We start from the raw sequence: 20,272 nt of genomic DNA on the forward strand, positions 1-20,272 counted from the left end.
TGCTTTTATAAAAATATTGCTTTTGTGAAATTCATAGACTTTTATAATGATATGTAAATATTCTTAACCTGAATTCTTTGAGTAATAAAGTTATTGTTTAGTTTTTAAACTAACTAACAAATTAATTATGTGTTGTTGAAAACAAAAATAAATTAATTTATTTAAAAAATTAATATATTTTTATTTTAATAACCAAAACAACGTAAATTTTTTATAGCAACTTCTCTTGTCTGGTCTTGTTGAACTTTAATAATGTTTTTTATATTTTATATTTAAATAACTAAAGGCTTTTATTTGATTAATCATATATTGTCAGTATTAACAAAAAAATTGTTTCAATTTATATAAATGAAAAAAGTAGTGTTAATTATTAACACTACTTTTAAAGTTTGTTTTTATTTAATGTTCTATTATGATCCGATTTTTATTGTTACGGGGAAAGTAATATCTTTAGTTCCAGATGTTCCATCATCTCAAACATAAGTATTTTTATCATTTTTATTTGGAGTTGCTTTTAAAGTTACTACATACTCTGTAGGAGTAGCTGCTCTTGCAGTAGTTTCTTTTTTAGCAATAGATGCACCATCTAAAGAGAAAGTAACATTATAAACACCTAGTTCTTTTATTAATGCTTCATTATCTATAGTTTTATCAGTTTTAACAAACTTTAATGTTTCTAAAACCTTGTTTACTTCAACATTTTTTTCATCTGCTTCAGTTACATCAATTGTTTGGTTATAGTGTGTAGTAGAATCAATTCCAATATTAAAGTCTAATTCAGTAGTTGTTTTTGTGCTGTCTGTTGTTTCAATATTTTTTCCTTCTACTTTAACAGATAGATCACTAACAACTAAATTAATATCAGATGTAGGGATTTGAAGGTCATATATAGTTTTAGTTTTGTTTGTATCATTTGCTGTACCTCCAACATTAACATGAATCAAGTCATCATTTGTTAACCCAGGTCTATTTTTTATTTCATAAGTTGATGTATCTGTGTTTGTAACACCTGCAGCCTTCAGTATATCTTTTAATGTTTTTTCTACACTTAATTGTGTATGAAGGTCATCTAAAGATTTAATATTTATTTGTTCTGAAGAAGTAGCATAAACTACTGTTTGCAAGTTTGTTGTAGCACTTCAACTTTTAGCAGGAGTAGGATTACTTGCCTCTGTAGAATCTATATAAGGAAGATCCTTTCAGTTAGATAAAGTTTCTGGAAAATTACCATTTACAGTAATTTTCAAATCTGTTTCAGCTTCTAATTTTTCACCATTTTTGAAAACAGTATTAATGTTATCTTTAATTTCTTTTGCTAATAATTCATTTGTTTTAGTAGCTCCAGTAGAATCATAAATATCTTTTAACGAACCACTTAAGCTAACTTTGTCATTTAATTCAGGTGTGATTTTTTCAGATTGAGTGTCTCCACCAGTTCCTCCACCTTGATTAGTGTCTCCACCTGTATTGTTATCACTTGTTGAAGAACAAGAAGAAACAATTACTGGAACTGTTGCAACAATTCCAAAAGCACCGGTAATAGCCAAAGCTTTCAATAATTTAATTTTTTTAATTTTCATATTTAGTTAATAATTATTACCTTTCAAATTTTGAAATTTTAAAAAAGACAAATTTACTAGTTAAATAGATGAAAAATTTCCAAGTAGAAGTAACAGGTATTATTTCTAAAAATGTGCAAAGAAAATGCAAAAAATATATGTCTTTTATTTCATTTCAGGTATGAATTATTAACAATCTAAATGATTTTTGGTATATAAATGAAATATGTTAAATAGATAAAAATAAAAAAGTAGAGTTAATACCTGTTAACTCTACTTTTTTTAATAGTTTGTTTTAATTTTAAGTTTTTAGATTACTTTAAGTTAAGACTTACATCAAATGAAATATCTTTACCACCTTCAGCACCATCATCTCAAACATAAGTTGAGTCATATGGAGTTGCAGTTACAGTTACTGTATAAACTTTATTTGAACCAGTAACTTCTGCATTTGGTGTTTCTTTATCATTTACTTTAGCAGTTTTAGCAGTGAACTTACAATTATAAATTCCTAGAGCTGCTGAAATTTTGTCATTATCTATGGCATCATCACTTCCAGTTGTATATCCTAATTTTTTTAGGATAGCTTTAGCTGCAGCAGCTTCATCACTAACATCACTTGAAGTCACTTCTGGTGCAGTACCTTTTGTTTGTGTAAAGTTAAGAGTTGCGTCAATACCAATGTTGTAGCTAAAACTTGTTTCAAGATCAGTTACTTCTTTAATGTTAGTTCCACCTTTTATAGAAACTTTTAAAGTTGTTTTTAAATTTAAATTAGAAACTGGGATTTGTAGATCAATTTTAACTTCTGATTTATCAGTTTTTGTTCCTTTAACATTTACATGTAATAAATCACCATTTTCTAGATGTAATTTATTAGCAACATTTAGACCTGTAACATCTTTTACAGATTCAGATAGACTAGCATCTGTAAAAAATTTATTTATAGCTGTTTCATCTTTAAAAGTTGTTTCTTTTAAATCATTTAATGAAGCTATATTAATTTGAGGTGCAGCAGTAGGATACATAACTTGAGTAGCGCCAGTTTTTCATGTATCATATGCATCCCCATCTCATGATGAAGTTGTACTAAATCCTCCATCAACAGTTATTTCTGAACTTTGAATTCCTTCTTTAATTTCATTACCATTAGTGAAATAATTGTCTGGGTTTGCTTTCATATCAGCCACAATTAAAGTACTAGTATTTTTTCTATCAGTTGTATTAGTATCATAGATTCCAGTTAATTTACCTTGTAAATTAACATTTGATTTTAATGCTGGTGTTAATTCTGTTTGTTGTTGATTATCACCATTACCATTATTGTTACTTCCTCCATTGTTATCACTTGTTGAAGAACAAGAAGATACAATTACTGGAACTGTTGCAACAATTCCAAAAGCTCCGGTTAATGCCAAAGCTTTCAATAATTTAATTTTTTTAATTTTCATAATATTTAGTTAATAATTATTACCTTTCAAATTTTGAAATTTTAAAAAAGACAAATTTACTAGTTAAATAGATGAAAATTAATAAGGAGAAATAATGAGAATTATTTCTACAAATTTAAAACAAAATGCAAAAAATATTTGTCTTTTATTTCATTTTGAGTATTAATTATTAACAATCTAAGCCATTTTTGGTATATAAATGAAATATGTTAAATAGATAAAAATAAAAAAGGTAGAGTTAATTCTCATTAACTCTACCTTTTTAGTATTAATTGTTTGTTTTGTATTATTAATTAATTAGTTGTTAACAGTTAATTGAACAGTAAAATCAACTTGTTTAGCACCTATTTGACCATCATCTCAAACATAATTTGAATCAAACGGTTCAGCACTTAAAGTAACTTTATAAGCCTTTTTACCTGTTTTTGCTGAAACAGTAGTATCTTCTTTGCTTGAAACTGCAGTAAATTTACAGTTGTAAACTCCAATAGCTGCAGAAACTTTATCATTATCAATAGTTCCATCAGTACCAGCATAACCTAATTTCTTTAACACTTCTGTAGCATCATCTGCTTCTGTTTTTGTTAAGCTTTGAGAAATTTTAGGATCTGTAAAATTCACAGTACTATCAATACCAATGTTATAACTGAAGTTTGTTTTAAGATCTGATACAGCTTCTATTTTATTTCCGGTAGTGTTTGTAGTTGCATCTACTGAAACTGTAAGACTTGTTTTTAAATTAATGTTAGACACAGGGATTTGTAAATCTAAGTTTAATCCTGCTTGACCAGTAGTTTTATTATCTGCTTTTAAATTTACATGAAGTAAATCACCAGAAGATAAGTGTAATTTATTTTCTACTCTAAATTTTTCCATTTCTGAAAATTTATCAATAGTTATTTTTGATTCTGTTATAAAAGTACTAATTGTGTCTGAATCTTTAAAAGTAACTGTTTTTAATTCATTTAAAGAAGCTATATCAATTTGTTTTGCAGCAGTTGGGTAAGTAACTGTTGGGATAGCTTGACTATTATCTTTAGATCATTCAGCATAGTCTTTAGCACCTTGAGTGTTTCATTCTGAAGCACTAAAATTACCATTTACTGTTACTTTTGCATCTTTAATAGCATCTTTAATATCTGCAGCATTATTAAAGTATTTATCAGGGTTTGCTTTGATATCATCACTTATCAAAGTATTAGTATCTTTTCTGTTGTCTGCAGAAGTATCATAAACACCTGTTAATTTACCACTTAAATTAACTTCTGATTTTAAGTCTGGTTTAACAGAAGTTTGTGTTTGTTGGTCTCCACCTTGACCACCATTACCATTTACATTGTTATCACTTGTTGAAGAACAAGAAGAAACAATTACTGGAACTGTTGCAACAATTCCAAAAGCCCCGGTTAATGCAAGAGCTTTCAATAATTTAATTTTTTTAATTTTCATAATATTTAGTTAATAATTATTACCTTTCAAATTTTGAAATTATAAAAAAGACAAATTTAACAGTTAAATAGAAAAAATAGTTTGTAGAAATAACTGGAATTATTTCTAAAAAATTCAAACAATATGCAAATATTTTTTGTCTTTTATTTGATTTTGGTTACAAATTATCAACAATAAGAATCATTTTTGGTATATAAATGAAATATGTTAAATAGATAAAAATCAAAAAAGTAGAGTTAATTCCAGTTAACTCTACTTTTTTTAATATAGTTTGTTTTAAAAAAACTTAATCTTTTAGTTTACTTTAAGACTTACATCAAATGAGAAATCTTTTTCACCACTTGATCCATCATCTCATACATAAGTATCATTAAAAGGAGTTGCAGTTACAGTAACAGTGTAAACTTTGTTTGCATCAGTAACCCCAGCATCAGGTGTTGCACCTTGTTTTTCTGTAGCGCTTTTAGGAGTAAAATTACAGTTATAGATTCCTAAAGCTGCTGAGATTTTATCATTACTTAAATCTGATCCACCTGTAGTAGTTACATAACCTAATTTTACTAAGATGTTTTTAGCTGCAGTAGCTGCATCACTAAGATTATTTGCAGTCTCTTCTGGAGCTGCACCTTTTGCTTGTTCAAAACCAAGAGTTGAATCTATTCCAATATTATATTTAAAGTTTGTAGTTGTTTTTTCATTTGTATTTATATTATCCCCACTAACTTTAATAGTTAAACCTGTTACAGATAAGTTTAAATTAGATGTAGGAATTTGAAGATCATATTGAGTTTGTGTTCCACTTTTATCAGCTTCAACATTAATATGAATTAAATCACCACTTGTAAATCCAACTCTATTTTTAATAGTTAAGGTTGTATCAGCTTCTATTGTTGCCCCTGCTGCTTCTAATGCATTTTGTAAAACTGTTTTATTATCTGTTCCATTTTTTTCTAATTCAGTTTTTAAACCATCTAAATCTTTAAAAGTTAATTGTGCTGAACTTGTAGTGTAAATTAATTTGTTTGCATCTTCAATAGTTACACCGTCTCATCCATTTGAAGTTGTGTTATATGCATTACCAGTTCAAGAAGCATTAGAGAAATTACCTTCAACATCAATTGTTGCTTTTTCAATAGCTTCTTTTACATTAGTTTCATTACCATTAGTAAAATAGTTTTCAGGGTTTGCTTTAATATCTTCTGAGATTAAAGTATTAGTGCTTTTTCTAGAAGAAGCATCAGTTGCTGTAGTATCAAAAATTTTACTTAATGATCCTTTTAAATCTACTTCATCCTTTAATACTGGAGTAACTTTTTGAGTTTGTTGCCCATCTTGGTTTCCACCTGTGTTGTTATCACTTGTTGAAGAACAAGAAGAAACAATTATTGGAACTGTTGCAACAATTCCAAAAGCCCCGGTTAATGCCAAAGCTTTCAATAATTTAATTTTTTTAATTTTCATATTTAGTTAATAATTATTACCTTTCAAATTTTGAAATTTTAAAAAAGACAAATTTACCAGTTAAATGAAAAAAGTTAGGAGAAATAACTCAAATTATTTCTCCAAAAACTAAAGAAAATGCAAAAAATCTATGTGCTTTATTTAACTGATGTCTTTATTTAGTCCTCATCTTGGTGATTTTTGGTATATAAATGAAATATGTTAAATGAACAAAAACAAAAAAAGTAGAGTTAATTTGAGTTAACTCTACTTTTTTCTGATATTCATAATTATCAATATATAGACTTTAAAAATATTCAAATTACTTTTCTATATAAAACATTATTATATAAAGAAAAATATTAAAAAGTATTTTTACTTTTTCTTATTATTTTGCTTTTTGTAATTTCTATTTTTATTTACAGTTTTGTTTTTTCTTTTGCCACTATCTGAATTATTTTTATTAAATGTAGCTTTTCTTTTTTTAACCATCAACACAAAAGGAGGTAATACAGATATAGATATAGTTAATCCTAGTGATAACAAAAATAAACTAACTATAAAAATAGAACCATCTATAGTGTAATAATAATTAAATTGATAATATTTATATTCTGCTAATTCATTATTAGTAAGTGTTGGATTAGCTTTTTTAAAATCATTGAATGTTGGGTATTGTTTAAAAAATTCTATTGATTCTTTTGTCTTTTGTTCTTTTTCTAAATTTGATAATTTATTAAACTCACTATTAAAATCTTGTACTAATTCATTAAATGATTTTTCATTGTTATTTAAATCATAATATTCTTTTGCTATTTGATAATTTTTAAATGAATTATAGTTAGTTGCTGAGAAAATAGATCCAAATATTATTAGTAATGCAGAGAATATAAAAATTGCATAATAAATGATAGTTTTATTTACTTTCTTTTTCTTCATAGATAAAAATATGATTTTACAATGGTTCTATTATAGTTTATTAAAATGTATTGAAAGCAATCTTATATATTAGTAATATGTTCTAAAAAGAAAAAAGTAAAGTTATAAAAATTAACTTTACTTTTTTATTTGTAGTTTGCTTAATAAATACAGTTTACAAATTTAATTAAGAATTTACTGTGAAAGTAACATTGAATGAAACTTGTTTAGCAGTATTTGATCCATCTTCTCAAACATAACCATCTTTTGGTGTAGCACTCAAAGTAATAGTATATTGATTATTTCCACCATCTACAGGTTTAATAGATACCGCAGTAAATACACTGTTGTAAATACCAAGTTCAGCTGAGATTTTTTCATTATCTAATGTTGTTTGACCATCTGCCTCTGTTGCATAAGTTAATGCAACCAAAGCTTTATTGGCAGCATTAGCATCATCGTTTTGAATATCAGAACCTTGAACTGTTGGATTAGTAGTTGGTTGTGTAAAGTTTTGTGCTTCATTAATACCAATGTTGTAAGTTAATGTAGTTGTTAATGTAGTTTCAGCAACATTTGTTCCTTTTACTGTAACACTTAAATCTTTAAGTTCTAAGTTTAAGTCTGAAACTGGAATTTGAAGATCATAATTCTTTGTAGTAGGATCTCCTCCACTTTGACCTGGAACTGTTTCTAAAACATTAACATGAAGTAAATCTCTATTTTCTGCTCCATTATTTTTATTTGTAAAACCTAAAGCATTTTGAACAGCATATGTAGCATTAGTAGTTGTAGTTGTACCTGCAGCTGTAAAAATTTCTTGAATTTTTGAATCACTTAGTTGTGTTTTTAAATCACTTAATGATGAAATAGTTAGAGGATTTAATGTGTAATCATATAGAACAGTGTCCATTTGTGCAGAATATCAACCACTGTCCCCAGAATAAGCAGTTCCAATTCAAGTTGATTCTGGGAAATTATGAGATACTGTAATTTCTAAATCACTAACATCACTTAAAGCAGCACCATTTGTAAAGACTGTTTCAAGATTGTTTTTAATTTCTTCTGCTATTTTAGCATTAGTATTTTCAGAAGAAGAATTAGCAGTATCATAGATATCACTCAATGCACCATTTAAAGTAACAGCAGATTGGATTTGTGGAGTAATAGTTTGAGTTTGTGTTCCTCCACCATTATTATCTCCACCTGTATTATTATCACTTGTTGAAGAACAAGATGAAACAATTACTGGAACTGTTGCAACAATTCCAAAAGCCCCGGTTAATGCAAGGGCTTTCAATAATTTAATTTTTTTAATTTTCATATTTAGTTAATAATTATTACCTTTCAAAATTTGAAATTTAAAAAAGACAAATTTACTAGTTAAATAGAAAAATAGATAGTAGAAGTAACGATAATTATTTCTCCAAATAACTTAACTAAATGCAAAAAATATATGTCATTTATTTTATTTTGAGAATTAATTATTAGCTATATCATAGGTTTTTGATATATAAATGAAATATGTTAAATAGATAGAAATACAAAAAGTAGAGTTAATTATCGTTAACTCTACTTTTTTGTTTATAGTTTGTTTAAATTTGAAACAATATTAACTAGTAGCAACCTTAAGGTTTACATCAAATGAAATATCTTTAGGACCTGTTGTTCCATCATCTCAAACATAATTAGTATCATAAGGTGTTGCAGTTACAGTAACTTTATAAACCTTATTTGATCCTGTAATTCCTGAATCAGGTTGAACTTCAGTATTTTCAGTAGCACTTTTAGGAGTGAATTTACAATTATAAATTCCTAAAGCTGCTGAAATTTTATCATCACTTAAAGTATTTCCAGAACTTACATAACCAAGTTTTTGCAATATAGTAGATGCTAATGTTGCTTGTTCAGCTTCTGATTCTGTTTTTGATACATCTGGCGCTGTCCCAGTTTGTTTAAAACTAAGTGTTGCATCTATACCAACATTAAATTTAAAATTAGTTGTAGTTTTTGTAGCTTCTCCTACATTAGTTCCAGCAACTGTAATAGTTAAATTGTTAACAACTAAATTAATGTTAGATACAGGAATTTGTAAATCATAATTAGTTGTAGTAGCTGTTTGGCCTGATGCTACTTGTGGAGTAGATGAAACATTAATATGTAACAAATCATCAGTTAGCCCAATGTTATTATTAACTGCTAAAGTTGTAGTATCAGCAATTGTGGAAACTCCTGCTTTTTCTAATGCTTCTTTTAATGTTGCTTTAACACTTAATTGTGTTTTAAGGTCATTAAGTGAACTGATATTAAGTTGAGGACTTTCAGAAGCATAAACCAATTTGTTTGCTGCACTTATTGTTACATCACCTGAATCAGATTTTCAACCACCTGAAGCTGCATCATAAGTACCACCAGATCAACTATCTCTTTTAAAATCTCCAGCAACAGTAACTTTTAAATCACTTACTTGTTTTAAAGCATCTCCATTATCAAAAACATCACTTAAATGATTGTCTTTAATATCAGCTGCTATTTTTTCATTAGCATTTTGAGTTCCTGTTGAATCAAAAATATCAGATAATGGTCCACTTAGACTAACACTATCTTTTAATTGTGGAGTGATAGTTTGAGTTTGTGTTCCTCCACCATTGCCATCCCCACCTGTATTGTTATCACTTGTTGAAGAACAAGAAGAAACAATTACTGGAACTGTTGCAACAATTCCAAAAGCTCCGGTCATAGCCAAAGCTTTCAATAATTTAATTTTTTTAATTTTCATATTTAGTTAATAATTATTACCTTTCAAAATTTGAAATTTAAAAAAGACAAATTTACTAGTTAAATAGAAAAATTAGTAAGTAGAGATAATAAAGATTACTTCTAAATAAAGGTAATAAAATGCAAATATTTTCTGTACTTTATTTCATATTGATTATTAATTATTAACAATCTAGGTTGTTTTTGGTATATAAATGAAATATGTTAAATAGATAAAAATAAAAAAGGTAGTGTTAATCTTTATTAACTCTACCTTTTTTCTTATATAGCTTGCTTATTTATTTTTAATTAGCTAACTGTAAAATCAGTTGCAAATTGAACTGGTTTTGCAGTGTTAGTTCCATCTTCTCAAACATAACCTGAATTTGGTGTTGCTACAAGATTGAAAGTGAATTTATTAGTAGCATCATCAATTACCAAAGGGTTTTCTGCAGCTAAAGTAAATGTACAATTATAAATACCTAATGCTGCAGCAACTTTGTCATTGTCTATTTGATCTTGTCCGCTAACAGTTGCAGTATATCCTAATGCTTTTAAAGCATTCATTGTTTCTTTGTTGGTTTTAACACTTGCTGCAACAGTAGGTTTCGCACTTGGGTCTACAAATTCAACCACATCATTAATTCCAATGTTGTATGTTAATGTAGTTTTCTCTGTTGTTTCAGCTACATTAGTTCCTTTTACTGTAACACTTAAGTCAGTAAGTTTTAAGTTAAGATCAGACACAGGGATTTGTAAATCATAGTTAGTTGTTCCAGGGTTTGATCCTGTTTTTGTACCTACAACATTAACATGTAGTAAATCTCTATTGTTTGTGTCATCCTTCTTTTTATTAGTAAAACCTAAAGCATTAGCTACACTATATGTAGTATCAGCAGCAGGAGTTACTCCTGTGTCAGTTAAAATTGCTTTAAGTTTAGTATCATCTAATTGAGTTTTTAAATCACTTAATGATGAAATATCAAGTGCTTGAGTTTTTGATGCATATAATAATTTATTAGCATCAGTAATTGTTACATCTTGATTAGAATCAGTTGAGTGTTTTCAATTACCACTTGCTGCATCAAAACTTAATCCTGTTCATGTTGATGCTGGAAATGTGTGAGTAACTGATACTTGTAAGTCATTTACTTTACTTAAATCTTCACCATTTTCAAATACTTCACTAAGATTCTTTTTAATTTCATTTGCAATTAACTCATTTGTTTTTCCAGTATTAGCTGTATCATAAATATTGCTTAAAGCACCTGATAATTTAGATTCAGTTTTAATTTTTGGAGTAATAGATTGAGTTTGTTGATTAGTGTCACCACCATTGTTATTGTTTCCATTATTATCACTTGTTGAAGAACAAGCTGACACAATTACTGGAACTGTTGCAACAATTCCAAAAGCTCCAGTCATAGCCAAAGCTTTCAATAATTTAATTTTTTTAATTTTCATATTTAGTTAATAATTATTACCTTTCAAAATTTGAAATTTAAAAAAGACAAATTTACCAGTTAGATAACAAAAAACATATAGGAGAAATAACTTGAATTATTTCTAAATAAAATTCAACAAAGTGCAAAAAATATATGTGCTTAATTGTTTTTTAGGTATCAATTAATAACTAACTTAGCTATTTTTGATATATAAATGAAATATGTTAGATGAACAAAAACAAAAAAAGTAGAGTTAATTCAAGTTAACTCTACTTTTTTAATTAATAATCATTTTAAAATCAATTAGCTTGTTAGTGTAAAAGATGCATCAAATGTGAATTCTTTGGCACTATTTGTTCCGTCTTCTTAAACATATCCTTCATTAGGAGTAGCACTTATCTTAATTGTAAATGTACCTGCATTATTTGTGTCTTCTGTAGCAGAAACCAATGTAAATTTACAATTGTATAATCCCAATTTAACTGAAATTTTATTATCATCTAAAGCATCACCAGCAGTGTTTGTATAACCTAATGCTTCCATAACTTTCATTTGAGTACCTTTATCTGCAGTAGCTAGATTGGGTTTATCAGTTGGAACTATTACACCCTCTTTAATACCAATGTTATATGTGAAGTTTGTAGTTGTTTTTTCACCTTCAGTGATATTTTCCCCTGTTACTTTAATGCTTAAACCTGTAACAGATAAGTTTAAGTCAGAAGTAGGGATTTGAAGATCATAGTTTACAGGATTCCCAGATGATGGAGCAGCTTTAACATTTACATGAATTAAATCATCATTTGTAAATCCTAATCTATTTTCAATAGTTATAGTAGTTCCTGATGCAAAAGTTGCTCCTGCTGCTTCTAATGCAACTTGTGCAACAGTTTTACTATCTGTTCCAGTTGTTTTTTCTAATTCTGCTTTTAAACCATCTAAATCTTTAAAAGTTAATTGTGCTGAATTTGAAGTATAAACTAACTTGTTTGCATCTTCAATAGTTACACCACTTCATGTATTTGTGTTAGTATCATAAGCATTTCCAGTTCAAGATGCATTAGAAAAATTGCCTTCAACATCTATTGTTGCGCTTTGAATTGCACTTTGTACATTAGAATCACTTCCATTAGTGAAGTAGTCTTCAGGATTTGCTTTAATGTCTTCAGAAATTAAAGTGTTAGTTGATTTTCTAGAAGCAGCATCAGTTGCAGTAGTATCAAAAATTTTACTTAATGAACCTTTCAAGTCTACTGAATCTTTTAGTACTGGAGTAACTTTTTGTGTTTCTGTGTTTCCATTAGTATTTCCATTACCATTGTTATCGCTTGTAGAAGAACAAGATGAAACAATTACTGGAACTGTTGCAACAATTCCAAAAGCTCCGGTCATAGCCAAAGCTTTCAATAATTTAATTTTTTTAATTTTCATATTTAGTTAATAATTATTACCTTTCAAAATTTGAAATTTAAAAAAAACAAATTTACTAGTTAAATAGAAAAATTAGTATGTAGAAATAACACCAATTACTTCTACAAAATCTAAACTAAATGCAAAAAATTTATGTTATTTATTTTATTTCTAGTGTTAATTAACAACTATATTAAGTCTTTTTGATATATAAATGAAATATGTTAAATAGATAAAAATATAAAAAGTAGAGTTAATTGGTGTTAACTCTACTTTTTATAATGACACTAACATATGTAGTTTGTTATAGTATTTAAATTAACTTTTAATTAACAGTCAAGCTTACATCAAAAGTAAATTCTTTAGAACCTGAAGATCCATCATCTCATACATAACTTGTATCATATGGTTCTGCAGTTACAGTAACTGTATAAACTTTATTACCATTGTTTGTTGCAGTAGCACTAGTATTTTCAGTTGCATTTGTTGGAGTAAATTTACAATTATAAATTCCTAGAGCAGCTGAAATTTTGTCATTGCTTAAATCAGTACTACCAGTTGCAGTAGTGTAACCTAATTTTTGTAATATAGTTGATGCAGCATCATCTCCTGTAACTTCATCAGTTGTTGCCGATGGGGCATTACCTGTTTGACTAAAATTAAGTGTAGGATCAATCCCAACATTAAAATTAAAGTTAGTTGTAGTTCTATTAGCTTCACCTACATTTGTTCCAGCAACAGTAATTGTTAAATTAGGAACCACTAAATTAAGATTTGAAACAGGAATTTGTAAATCATAATTAGTTGCAGTTGCACTAGCTCCTGTTGGTGTAGCAGTTACATTAACATGAAGTAAGTCTCCATTTGTAAAACCTAGATTATTACTTACTGCTAATGTAGTAGTTTCTGGAATACTAGCAACACCAGCATTTTCTAAAGCAGTTTTTAAAGTTTCTCTTACACTTAGTTTATTGTGCAAATCATCTAATGATTCAATATTTATTTGATCACTTTCAGATGTATATACAAGCTTGTTTGCATCTGCAATTGTTATATTATTTGAATTATCTTCAGAATCTTCTCAATTTCCAGTTTCACCATTAAAAGTTAAACCTGTTCATAATGCTCTTGAAAATTCTCCACTAACTGTAACAGATAGATCAGATACTTCACTTAATGCTTGACCATTGGCAAAAACATCACTTAAATGATTATCTTTAATATCAGCAGCTATTTTTTGATTCGCATTTAGAGTTCCTGTTGAATCATAAATATCAGATAAAGAACCGCTTAAGTTTACAGTTTCATTAAGTTCAGGTGTAATAGTTTGAGTTTGTTGGTTTCCATTACCACCATTATTATTTCCATTGTTATCACTTGTTGAAGAACAAGAAGAAACAATCACTGGAACTGTTGCAACAATTCCAAAAGCCCCGGTCATAGCCAAAGCTTTCAATAATTTAATTTTTTTAATTTTCATATTTAGTTAATAATTATTACCTTTCAAAATTTGAAATTTAAAAAAGACAAATTTACCAGTTAAATAAGAAAAACAGCAAGTAGAGATAATGTAAATTATTTCTACAAAAGATAAACTAAATGCAAAAAATATATGTGTTTAATTTTGTTTTGAATACTAATTGTTAACTATATTAAGTCATTTTGATATATAAATGAAATATGTTAAATAGATAAAAACAAAAAAGGTATAGTTAATTTACATTAACTCTACCTTTTTTAAGTTATGGAATTTCAAATTTAGTATTAAAAAAGCATTAACTAAATAAATCTAAATTGATTTATATCATTAAATAAAATAACTTTAATAATTTTCAGAATTAAAAAAAGACATTTTTTAAATGTCTCTTTGTTTGTTAACAAACCCCAAACCTCCCTCACAATACAGTCAACATCATGGTAATAAACAATAATTAATAACTATACACTTTTGCATTATTAGCTATAACAATAAGTGTATTTTTAATTTAAATTTAATTATATTGTTTCAACAAGGATTGCAACTAACGCTGTTGCCTGCGTGATATTCGCCCTGTAATTGTTACCAACTTAACAATTATTCAATTAGATCAATTGCTCAATTACTTTCTTGTAATTTGTTATCTAATAAACGTAGTTCTTTAGACATACTATCAATTTTAGATTGTCAGTTAGAAACTATAATAGTAGATTTAATTTTAATCTCACTATTTCTTGCACGATATGAACCTTGGCTTCCAGAATATGCAACATCTTTATAAGCTTGAATCTTAACTAAAAGTGCATCCTTTTTAGCAATCATTTCAGTTAAAGTAATTCCATCAACTTTAATTAAAGAATTAGTTAAATTAATTTTGGCTACTAAATAATGAAAACGTTCAATTGCATTATCTAAGTCTTGTTTTAATTTAAGTGGATCTTCTGAAGGTTTTTCTCCTTCTTGAACTAAAACATTAGTTTTTAAACGATTTTTTAATTCTTCAATACTTCTGCTTAAATCTGCTCTTTCTTGTAAAGCTTCTGCTAATTTCATAATATTCCCTTAAGTAATTAATTACTATATTCTAACAAGAATTAAATTTAAAAGACTAATTGGAAAATTAAAAACTTTACCATAATAATATCTAATGTATATAAACACTTAAATACAAGCAAATATTATGTTGTTTAAATTAAAGATATAAATTTATTAAGCTTTAATCTAATTGATTAATTAGACTTTGAATATCATTATTTAATGAATAACTACTAATTAGTTTTCCTTTTTTAACATTTGCATTAGGAACACATTTTTTAAAATCTGAGATTATTGATTCTAAAGAAGAACCTCCTGATGTACAAAAAGGTATAACTGTTTTGTTTTTAAAATCATAAGATTCTAAAAAAGTACAAACAACTTTTGGAACTGTATATCATCAAATTGGAAATCCAATAAAGAAAACATCATAATCATCAAAATTTTCTATTTTATTAGCAACTTCTGGTCTTGCATCTGTATTAGCTTCAACTTCTGCACGACAATCTTTTGTATTGTAATCAATATCTTGTGCTGTATATGGTTGTTTTGCTAATATTTCAAAAACATCTGATTTAACTTTTGAATGTAATGCATTTGCTGCTTTTTTAGTATTTTGAGTTAATGAAAAATAAGCAATTAAAGTTTTATTATTAGCCATAATATTATTCCTTTAAATTAATATGATTTGTTATCATTGTAAAACTTAAAGTAAGGTTTAAGTCAATTGCAATTAGATTGGTTTTATATAAATAATTAGTTTACAAAAATTTCTTCAAATCTTAAACACAAATTTTAATGAAAAAGATAATTTTAAAATTAACAAGATTATTGAATTTTAATAAATTTAAAATAATTTTTTTCAAAACCATTATTAAATAAAAATTTATATCTATGAAAAGGAAATGTATAAAACAAAAAAGTAGAGCAAATTTTATTAGCTCTACTTTTTGTTAAATTTTTTTAATATAGATTTTTGTTATTTAAAAACTTATTTAGTTTACAGTTAAACTAACATCAAAAGAAAACTCTTTAGTATCTGTTGAACCATCATCTCAAACATAGTTAGAATCATATGGTGCTGCATCTACTACAACAGTATAAACTTTATTACCACCAAGACCTGCTGTAGCACCTTGTTTTTCTGTAGCACTCTTAGGAGTAAATTTACAATTGTAAATTCCTAGAGCTGCTGATATTTTATCATTATCCAAATTATTGCCTGTTTGATACCCTAATTTTTTAAGAACTTCTGTTGCATTATTAGCTTCAGCTGTAGTAGCAGTAGGAGCAGTACCAGTTTGAGTAAAGTTAAGCGTTGAATCTATTCCAATGTTGTAACTAAAGTTTGTAGTTAAATCACTTACTGCTTCTATATTTGTTCCAGTAGAATTATTTGTTGCACTAACTGAAACTTTAAGTATTGTTTTTAAGTTAATGTTAGATACAGGGATTTGTAAATCTAAATTAAGATTTCCTCCATTAGCTGCAGTTCTATTTGCTTTTATATTTACATGAAGTAAGTCTCCATTTGTTAAGCCTAATTTATTTTCAACTGTAAAACTTGAAGTGTTAGAAAAACTTAAATTTGCAGCAGTTAAAAAAGCTTGTATAGTAGTATCATCTTTAAATGTTTCTTGTTTTAATGCATTTAATGAAGCAATATCTATTTGTGGTGCAGCAGCAGGGTAAGTAACTTTAACAACTCCTGTAACTGCAGATCATGTAGTATAATCACTTCCTTCAGTTCATTGAGATGCACTAAATCCACCATCTACAGTTACAGTAGATTGATTAATAACATCTTTTAATTCAGAACCATTAGTAAAATAATTTTCTGGATTTGCTTTAATATCTTCTGATATTAATTCATTTGTAGTTTTAGAATCTGTTCCATAAATAGTGCTTAATTTACCATTTAATTCCACATTATCTTTAAGTTCTGGCTTAACAGTTTTATTTTCTTGTTGGTCAGTATTGCCTGATCCTCCACCATCACCTTGATTTCCATTTCCACCTGTATTATTTCCTGATCCACCATTATCAGTAGAAGAACAAGATGAAACAATTATTGGAACTGTTGCAACAATTCCAAAAGCTCCGGTTAATGCAAGAGCTTTCAATAATTTAATTTTTTTAATTTTCATATTTAGTTAATAATTATTACCTTTCAAAATTTGAAATATAAAAAAGACAAATTTACCAGTTAAACTAAGGCAATAATTATTAAGGAGAGGTAATTGGAATTATCTGAAATTAAATTCAAATAAATACAAAAAATTTATGTGTTTTATTTCATTTTCAGTACTAATTAATGACTATATAAACCATTTTTGGTATATAAATGAAATATGTTAAACTAATGCATAATAAAAAGTAGAGTTAATTCCAATTAACTCTACTTTTTTATTTAATAAAATACTTAGTTTATTTTTTATTTATAACCAAATTTTATGGTTGCGCAGCTGCAGTAATATCAAGAATTACATCAAAAGAAATGTTTTTTGCCGTGCTAGTTCCATCTTCTCATACATATCCATCATTTGGTTTAGCACTTAATGTGATTGTATATGTTTTTTCATTTTCTTCATTACCACTATTAGTTTTGGGTTCTATTTTAGAATTAGAGTCTTTTGAAAAAGTAACATTATAAATTCCTAAACCTTCAATTAAGTTCTCATTATTTAATGTTGCTTCTTGACCTTGAGTTCCTTCATTTGCATATCCAAATTTAACTAATATAGTATCTAGCTTCCCAGCATCTGATTCAGTAGCTTGAGGTTTAGCACCTTCATTATCTTGATTAGTAGAATCATTAATTCCAATATTATAAGTTAATGTTGTTCTTAATGTAGATGTAGTTACATTATCCCCTTTAACTGTTACTTCTAAATCAGTTAATTTTAGATTTAAATCTGAAACTGGAATTTGTAAATCATAGTTAGTAGTAGTATCTTCTGAACCTTCTACTTTTGTTGTTCCTACAACATTAACATGAAGTAAATCTTTATTGTCAGAACCTAAAGCTTTATTAGTAAAACCTAAAGCATTGTCAACACTATATGTTGTGTTAGCTTCTGGTTTTGTTTCGGTATCTTTAAGAATCTCTTTAAGTTTTGAATCATTCAATTGTGTTTTCAAATCACTTAATGATGAAATAGTAAGAGGTTGAGTTTTAGATGGATACAATAATTTATTTTCTGGTTCAATTAGTATACTAGTTTGGTCTGCTTGATCGTTCCCTCAAAACACACTTGAACCATCCGATGAATGGTTAAAAGGCAAACCAGTCCAAGTTGAATCTGGAAATTTATGATTTACACTAATGTCTAAACTAGAAATGTCTTTTAATGCTTCCCCGTTATCAAATACTTCACTAAGATTCTTTTTAATTTCATCTGCTATTAAATTATTTGTATTACTAGTATTAGCTGTGTCATAGATATTACTTAAAGCACCACCCAGTGTTACTGTTGATTTTATTTTAGGAGTAATAGTTTCAGTTTGTTGGTCTCCTTGATTACCATTCCCATTGTTTTCATTAGGATTACTTTCACCTTGGTTATTGCTATTACTATCACCATTACCTTGACCAGAGTTGTTTTCATTGTTGCTGTTATTACCGTTATTATTATTATTATTATTTGAGTTATCATTTGTGTTATTGTCTGCAACTGAACAAGAAGAAATAATAATTGGAACTATTGAAACAATTCCTAAAGTGCTTGTTAATGCTAAAGCTTTTAATAATTTTATTTTTTTAATTTTCATATTTAGTTAATAATCATTCCTTTCTGTAATTTAATAAATAAAAAAATAATAGTTAAATAAATAAAAGAAAAAACAAAGTAAAAACAATTTTACTTCTGTGTTCTTTTTACCTACTTATTTCTCTTTTAATTTTTAATTACTTATTATTAACTAAAAAAAGTAATATGTCCAATTAAATAAATGCATATATTTTTAACACTTGTTTGGTTCAAGTTGTTTTTTTTATAGAGTGTATATTTTCTTTTGAACTTTAAATATTTTTAATAAAATTACAAAAAAATAAATGTTTTGTTAACACACTTTTTTAGATTTATTAGTTCATTAAAAACAAAAATACCTCTTTATTAAAGAGGCATTTTTGTTTAGTTCCCATTAAATAGGAATTTGAATTTATTAAAACTTAGTTTGTTTTATTTAATTTATATTAGTTTCCTGTCATTGTAAAAGTAGCTTCAAAAGAAATTTCTTTTTCAGTGTTTGTACCATCTTCTCAAACATAATCAGTCAATGGTTTTGCTTTAAGTTTAATTGTAAACTTATCTTCAGAACCTTCTACAGGAGTAGCACTTACAGCTGTAAATTCACAATTGTATAAACCTAAACTATTAGAAACTTTATCATTATCCAATTTAGTCTCATCACCAGTTTGAGTATATCCTAGTGCTTTTAAAACTTTCATCACTTCACCCTTATCTGTTTTTGCTAAATTTGGTTTTTCAGTAGGTGCAGTAACTTCTTCTTTTATACCAATGTTGTATGTAAAGTTTGTTGTTAAATCTGATACAGCTGCAACATTATTTCCTGTTGAATTATTAGAAGCTGTTACAGAAACTTTAAGATCTGTAATTTTTAAATTAAGATCTGATACAGGAATCCCTAAATCCATATTAAGAGTTTTACCTGCTTGAGTTGCTGTTACATTAATATGTAATAAATCACCTCCAGTAAACCCTAATTCATTTTGGATCTTGTAACTGTCTGCATCAGCTGTACTAAAAACTAAATTTGATTCATCACAAATAGCTTTTATTTTTGCTGAAGTATCTAATTGAGATTTAAGATCTTTTAAAGAATTTATATTTAGTTGTTTTGAAGTAGACTTATAAACACCTTTGTGAGTATCAGCTACAGCAGATCATTTTGAATAAGCATCTCCTGTTCATACAGAATTTGAATCAAAACTACCATCAACAGTAACACTTCATCCTTCTACCTTCTTTAAGTCTTCTCCATTAGTGAAATAATTTTCTGGATTAGCTTTAATATCTTCAGCTATCAAAGTATTTGTATTTTTTCTGGAATCACCAGTGTTTGTAGTGTCATAAATTTTACTTAATGCACCACTTAAAGTTACATCTGATTTGATTGCAGGAGTATAAGTTGTACCTTGTTGTTGGTCAGTTCCGCTACCTCCACCACCTGTGTTGTTATCACCAGTTCCTCCATTGTTATCAGTTGACGAACAAGAAGAAACAATTACTGGAACTGTTGCAACAATTCCAAAAGCTCCGGTTAATGCAAGAGCTTTCAATAATTTAATTTTTTTAATTTTCATAATATTTA

Annotated in this window: 15 protein-coding genes; all 15 read right to left on the reverse strand. The window is 27.1% G+C overall.

What is annotated here, in order from left to right:
- Nucleotides 1-410: 410 nt before the first annotated feature.
- The 15 genes from MYPE_RS03460 to MYPE_RS03530 all read right to left on the reverse strand — a co-directional run bounded on the left by MYPE_RS03460 (nt 411) and on the right by MYPE_RS03530 (nt 20,264).
- Complete coding sequence (locus MYPE_RS03460; protein WP_011077488.1) at nt 411-1,580, reverse strand: P35 family lipoprotein; 1,170 nt, start codon at nt 1,578-1,580, stop codon at nt 411-413.
- 293 nt (nt 1,581-1,873) lie between these two features.
- The gene (locus MYPE_RS03465; protein ID WP_011077489.1) at nt 1,874-3,010 is read right to left on the reverse strand and encodes a P35 family lipoprotein; all 1,137 of its coding nucleotides are present in this window, start codon (nt 3,008-3,010) and stop codon (nt 1,874-1,876) included.
- A gap of 297 nt (nt 3,011-3,307) precedes the next feature.
- Nucleotides 3,308-4,459, reverse strand: coding sequence for a P35 family lipoprotein (locus MYPE_RS03470; RefSeq protein ID WP_011077490.1), 1,152 nt, complete (start codon nt 4,457-4,459; stop codon nt 3,308-3,310).
- 294 nt (nt 4,460-4,753) lie between these two features.
- On the reverse strand, nt 4,754-5,920 hold the full coding sequence (locus MYPE_RS03475; RefSeq protein ID WP_011077491.1) for a P35 family lipoprotein: 1,167 nt from the start codon (nt 5,918-5,920) through the stop codon (nt 4,754-4,756).
- Nucleotides 5,921-6,274: 354 nt separating this feature from the next.
- Complete coding sequence (locus tag MYPE_RS03480) at nt 6,275-6,838, reverse strand: hypothetical protein (RefSeq protein WP_011077492.1); 564 nt, start codon at nt 6,836-6,838, stop codon at nt 6,275-6,277.
- Between the two features lie 166 nt (nt 6,839-7,004).
- Nucleotides 7,005-8,141 carry a P35 family lipoprotein gene (locus MYPE_RS03485; RefSeq protein WP_011077493.1) on the reverse strand — a complete coding sequence of 379 codons (1,137 nt, stop codon included), beginning with the start codon at nt 8,139-8,141 and terminating at the stop codon, nt 7,005-7,007.
- Nucleotides 8,142-8,429: 288 nt separating this feature from the next.
- On the reverse strand, nt 8,430-9,596 hold the full coding sequence (locus MYPE_RS03490) for a P35 family lipoprotein (RefSeq protein WP_011077494.1): 1,167 nt from the start codon (nt 9,594-9,596) through the stop codon (nt 8,430-8,432).
- A 287-nt stretch (nt 9,597-9,883) separates the two neighbouring features.
- Nucleotides 9,884-11,038: a P35 family lipoprotein gene (locus tag MYPE_RS03495; RefSeq protein WP_011077495.1), complete on the reverse strand. Its 1,155-nt coding sequence runs from the start codon at nt 11,036-11,038 to the stop codon at nt 9,884-9,886.
- 347 nt (nt 11,039-11,385) lie between these two features.
- Nucleotides 11,386-12,447, reverse strand: a complete 1,062-nt coding sequence (locus MYPE_RS03500; RefSeq protein ID WP_011077496.1) for a P35 family lipoprotein — start codon at nt 12,445-12,447, stop codon at nt 11,386-11,388.
- A gap of 304 nt (nt 12,448-12,751) precedes the next feature.
- The gene (locus MYPE_RS03505; RefSeq protein WP_011077497.1) at nt 12,752-13,906 is read right to left on the reverse strand and encodes a P35 family lipoprotein; all 1,155 of its coding nucleotides are present in this window, start codon (nt 13,904-13,906) and stop codon (nt 12,752-12,754) included.
- A gap of 594 nt (nt 13,907-14,500) precedes the next feature.
- Complete coding sequence (locus tag MYPE_RS03510; protein ID WP_011077498.1) at nt 14,501-14,956, reverse strand: DIP1984 family protein; 456 nt, start codon at nt 14,954-14,956, stop codon at nt 14,501-14,503.
- A gap of 163 nt (nt 14,957-15,119) precedes the next feature.
- Nucleotides 15,120-15,599 carry a flavodoxin gene (locus tag MYPE_RS03515; protein ID WP_011077499.1) on the reverse strand — a complete coding sequence of 160 codons (480 nt, stop codon included), beginning with the start codon at nt 15,597-15,599 and terminating at the stop codon, nt 15,120-15,122.
- A 334-nt stretch (nt 15,600-15,933) separates the two neighbouring features.
- Nucleotides 15,934-17,085 carry a P35 family lipoprotein gene (locus tag MYPE_RS03520; protein WP_011077500.1) on the reverse strand — a complete coding sequence of 384 codons (1,152 nt, stop codon included), beginning with the start codon at nt 17,083-17,085 and terminating at the stop codon, nt 15,934-15,936.
- A 304-nt stretch (nt 17,086-17,389) separates the two neighbouring features.
- Nucleotides 17,390-18,709 carry a P35 family lipoprotein gene (locus MYPE_RS05445; RefSeq protein WP_011077501.1) on the reverse strand — a complete coding sequence of 440 codons (1,320 nt, stop codon included), beginning with the start codon at nt 18,707-18,709 and terminating at the stop codon, nt 17,390-17,392.
- Between the two features lie 424 nt (nt 18,710-19,133).
- Nucleotides 19,134-20,264, reverse strand: a complete 1,131-nt coding sequence (locus MYPE_RS03530) for a P35 family lipoprotein (RefSeq protein ID WP_011077502.1) — start codon at nt 20,262-20,264, stop codon at nt 19,134-19,136.
- Nucleotides 20,265-20,272: the final 8 nt, after the last annotated feature.

This window comes from Malacoplasma penetrans HF-2, assembly GCF_000011225.1.
Taxonomy (GTDB): Bacteria; Bacillota_I; Bacilli_A; order Mycoplasmatales; family Mycoplasmoidaceae; genus Malacoplasma; species Malacoplasma penetrans.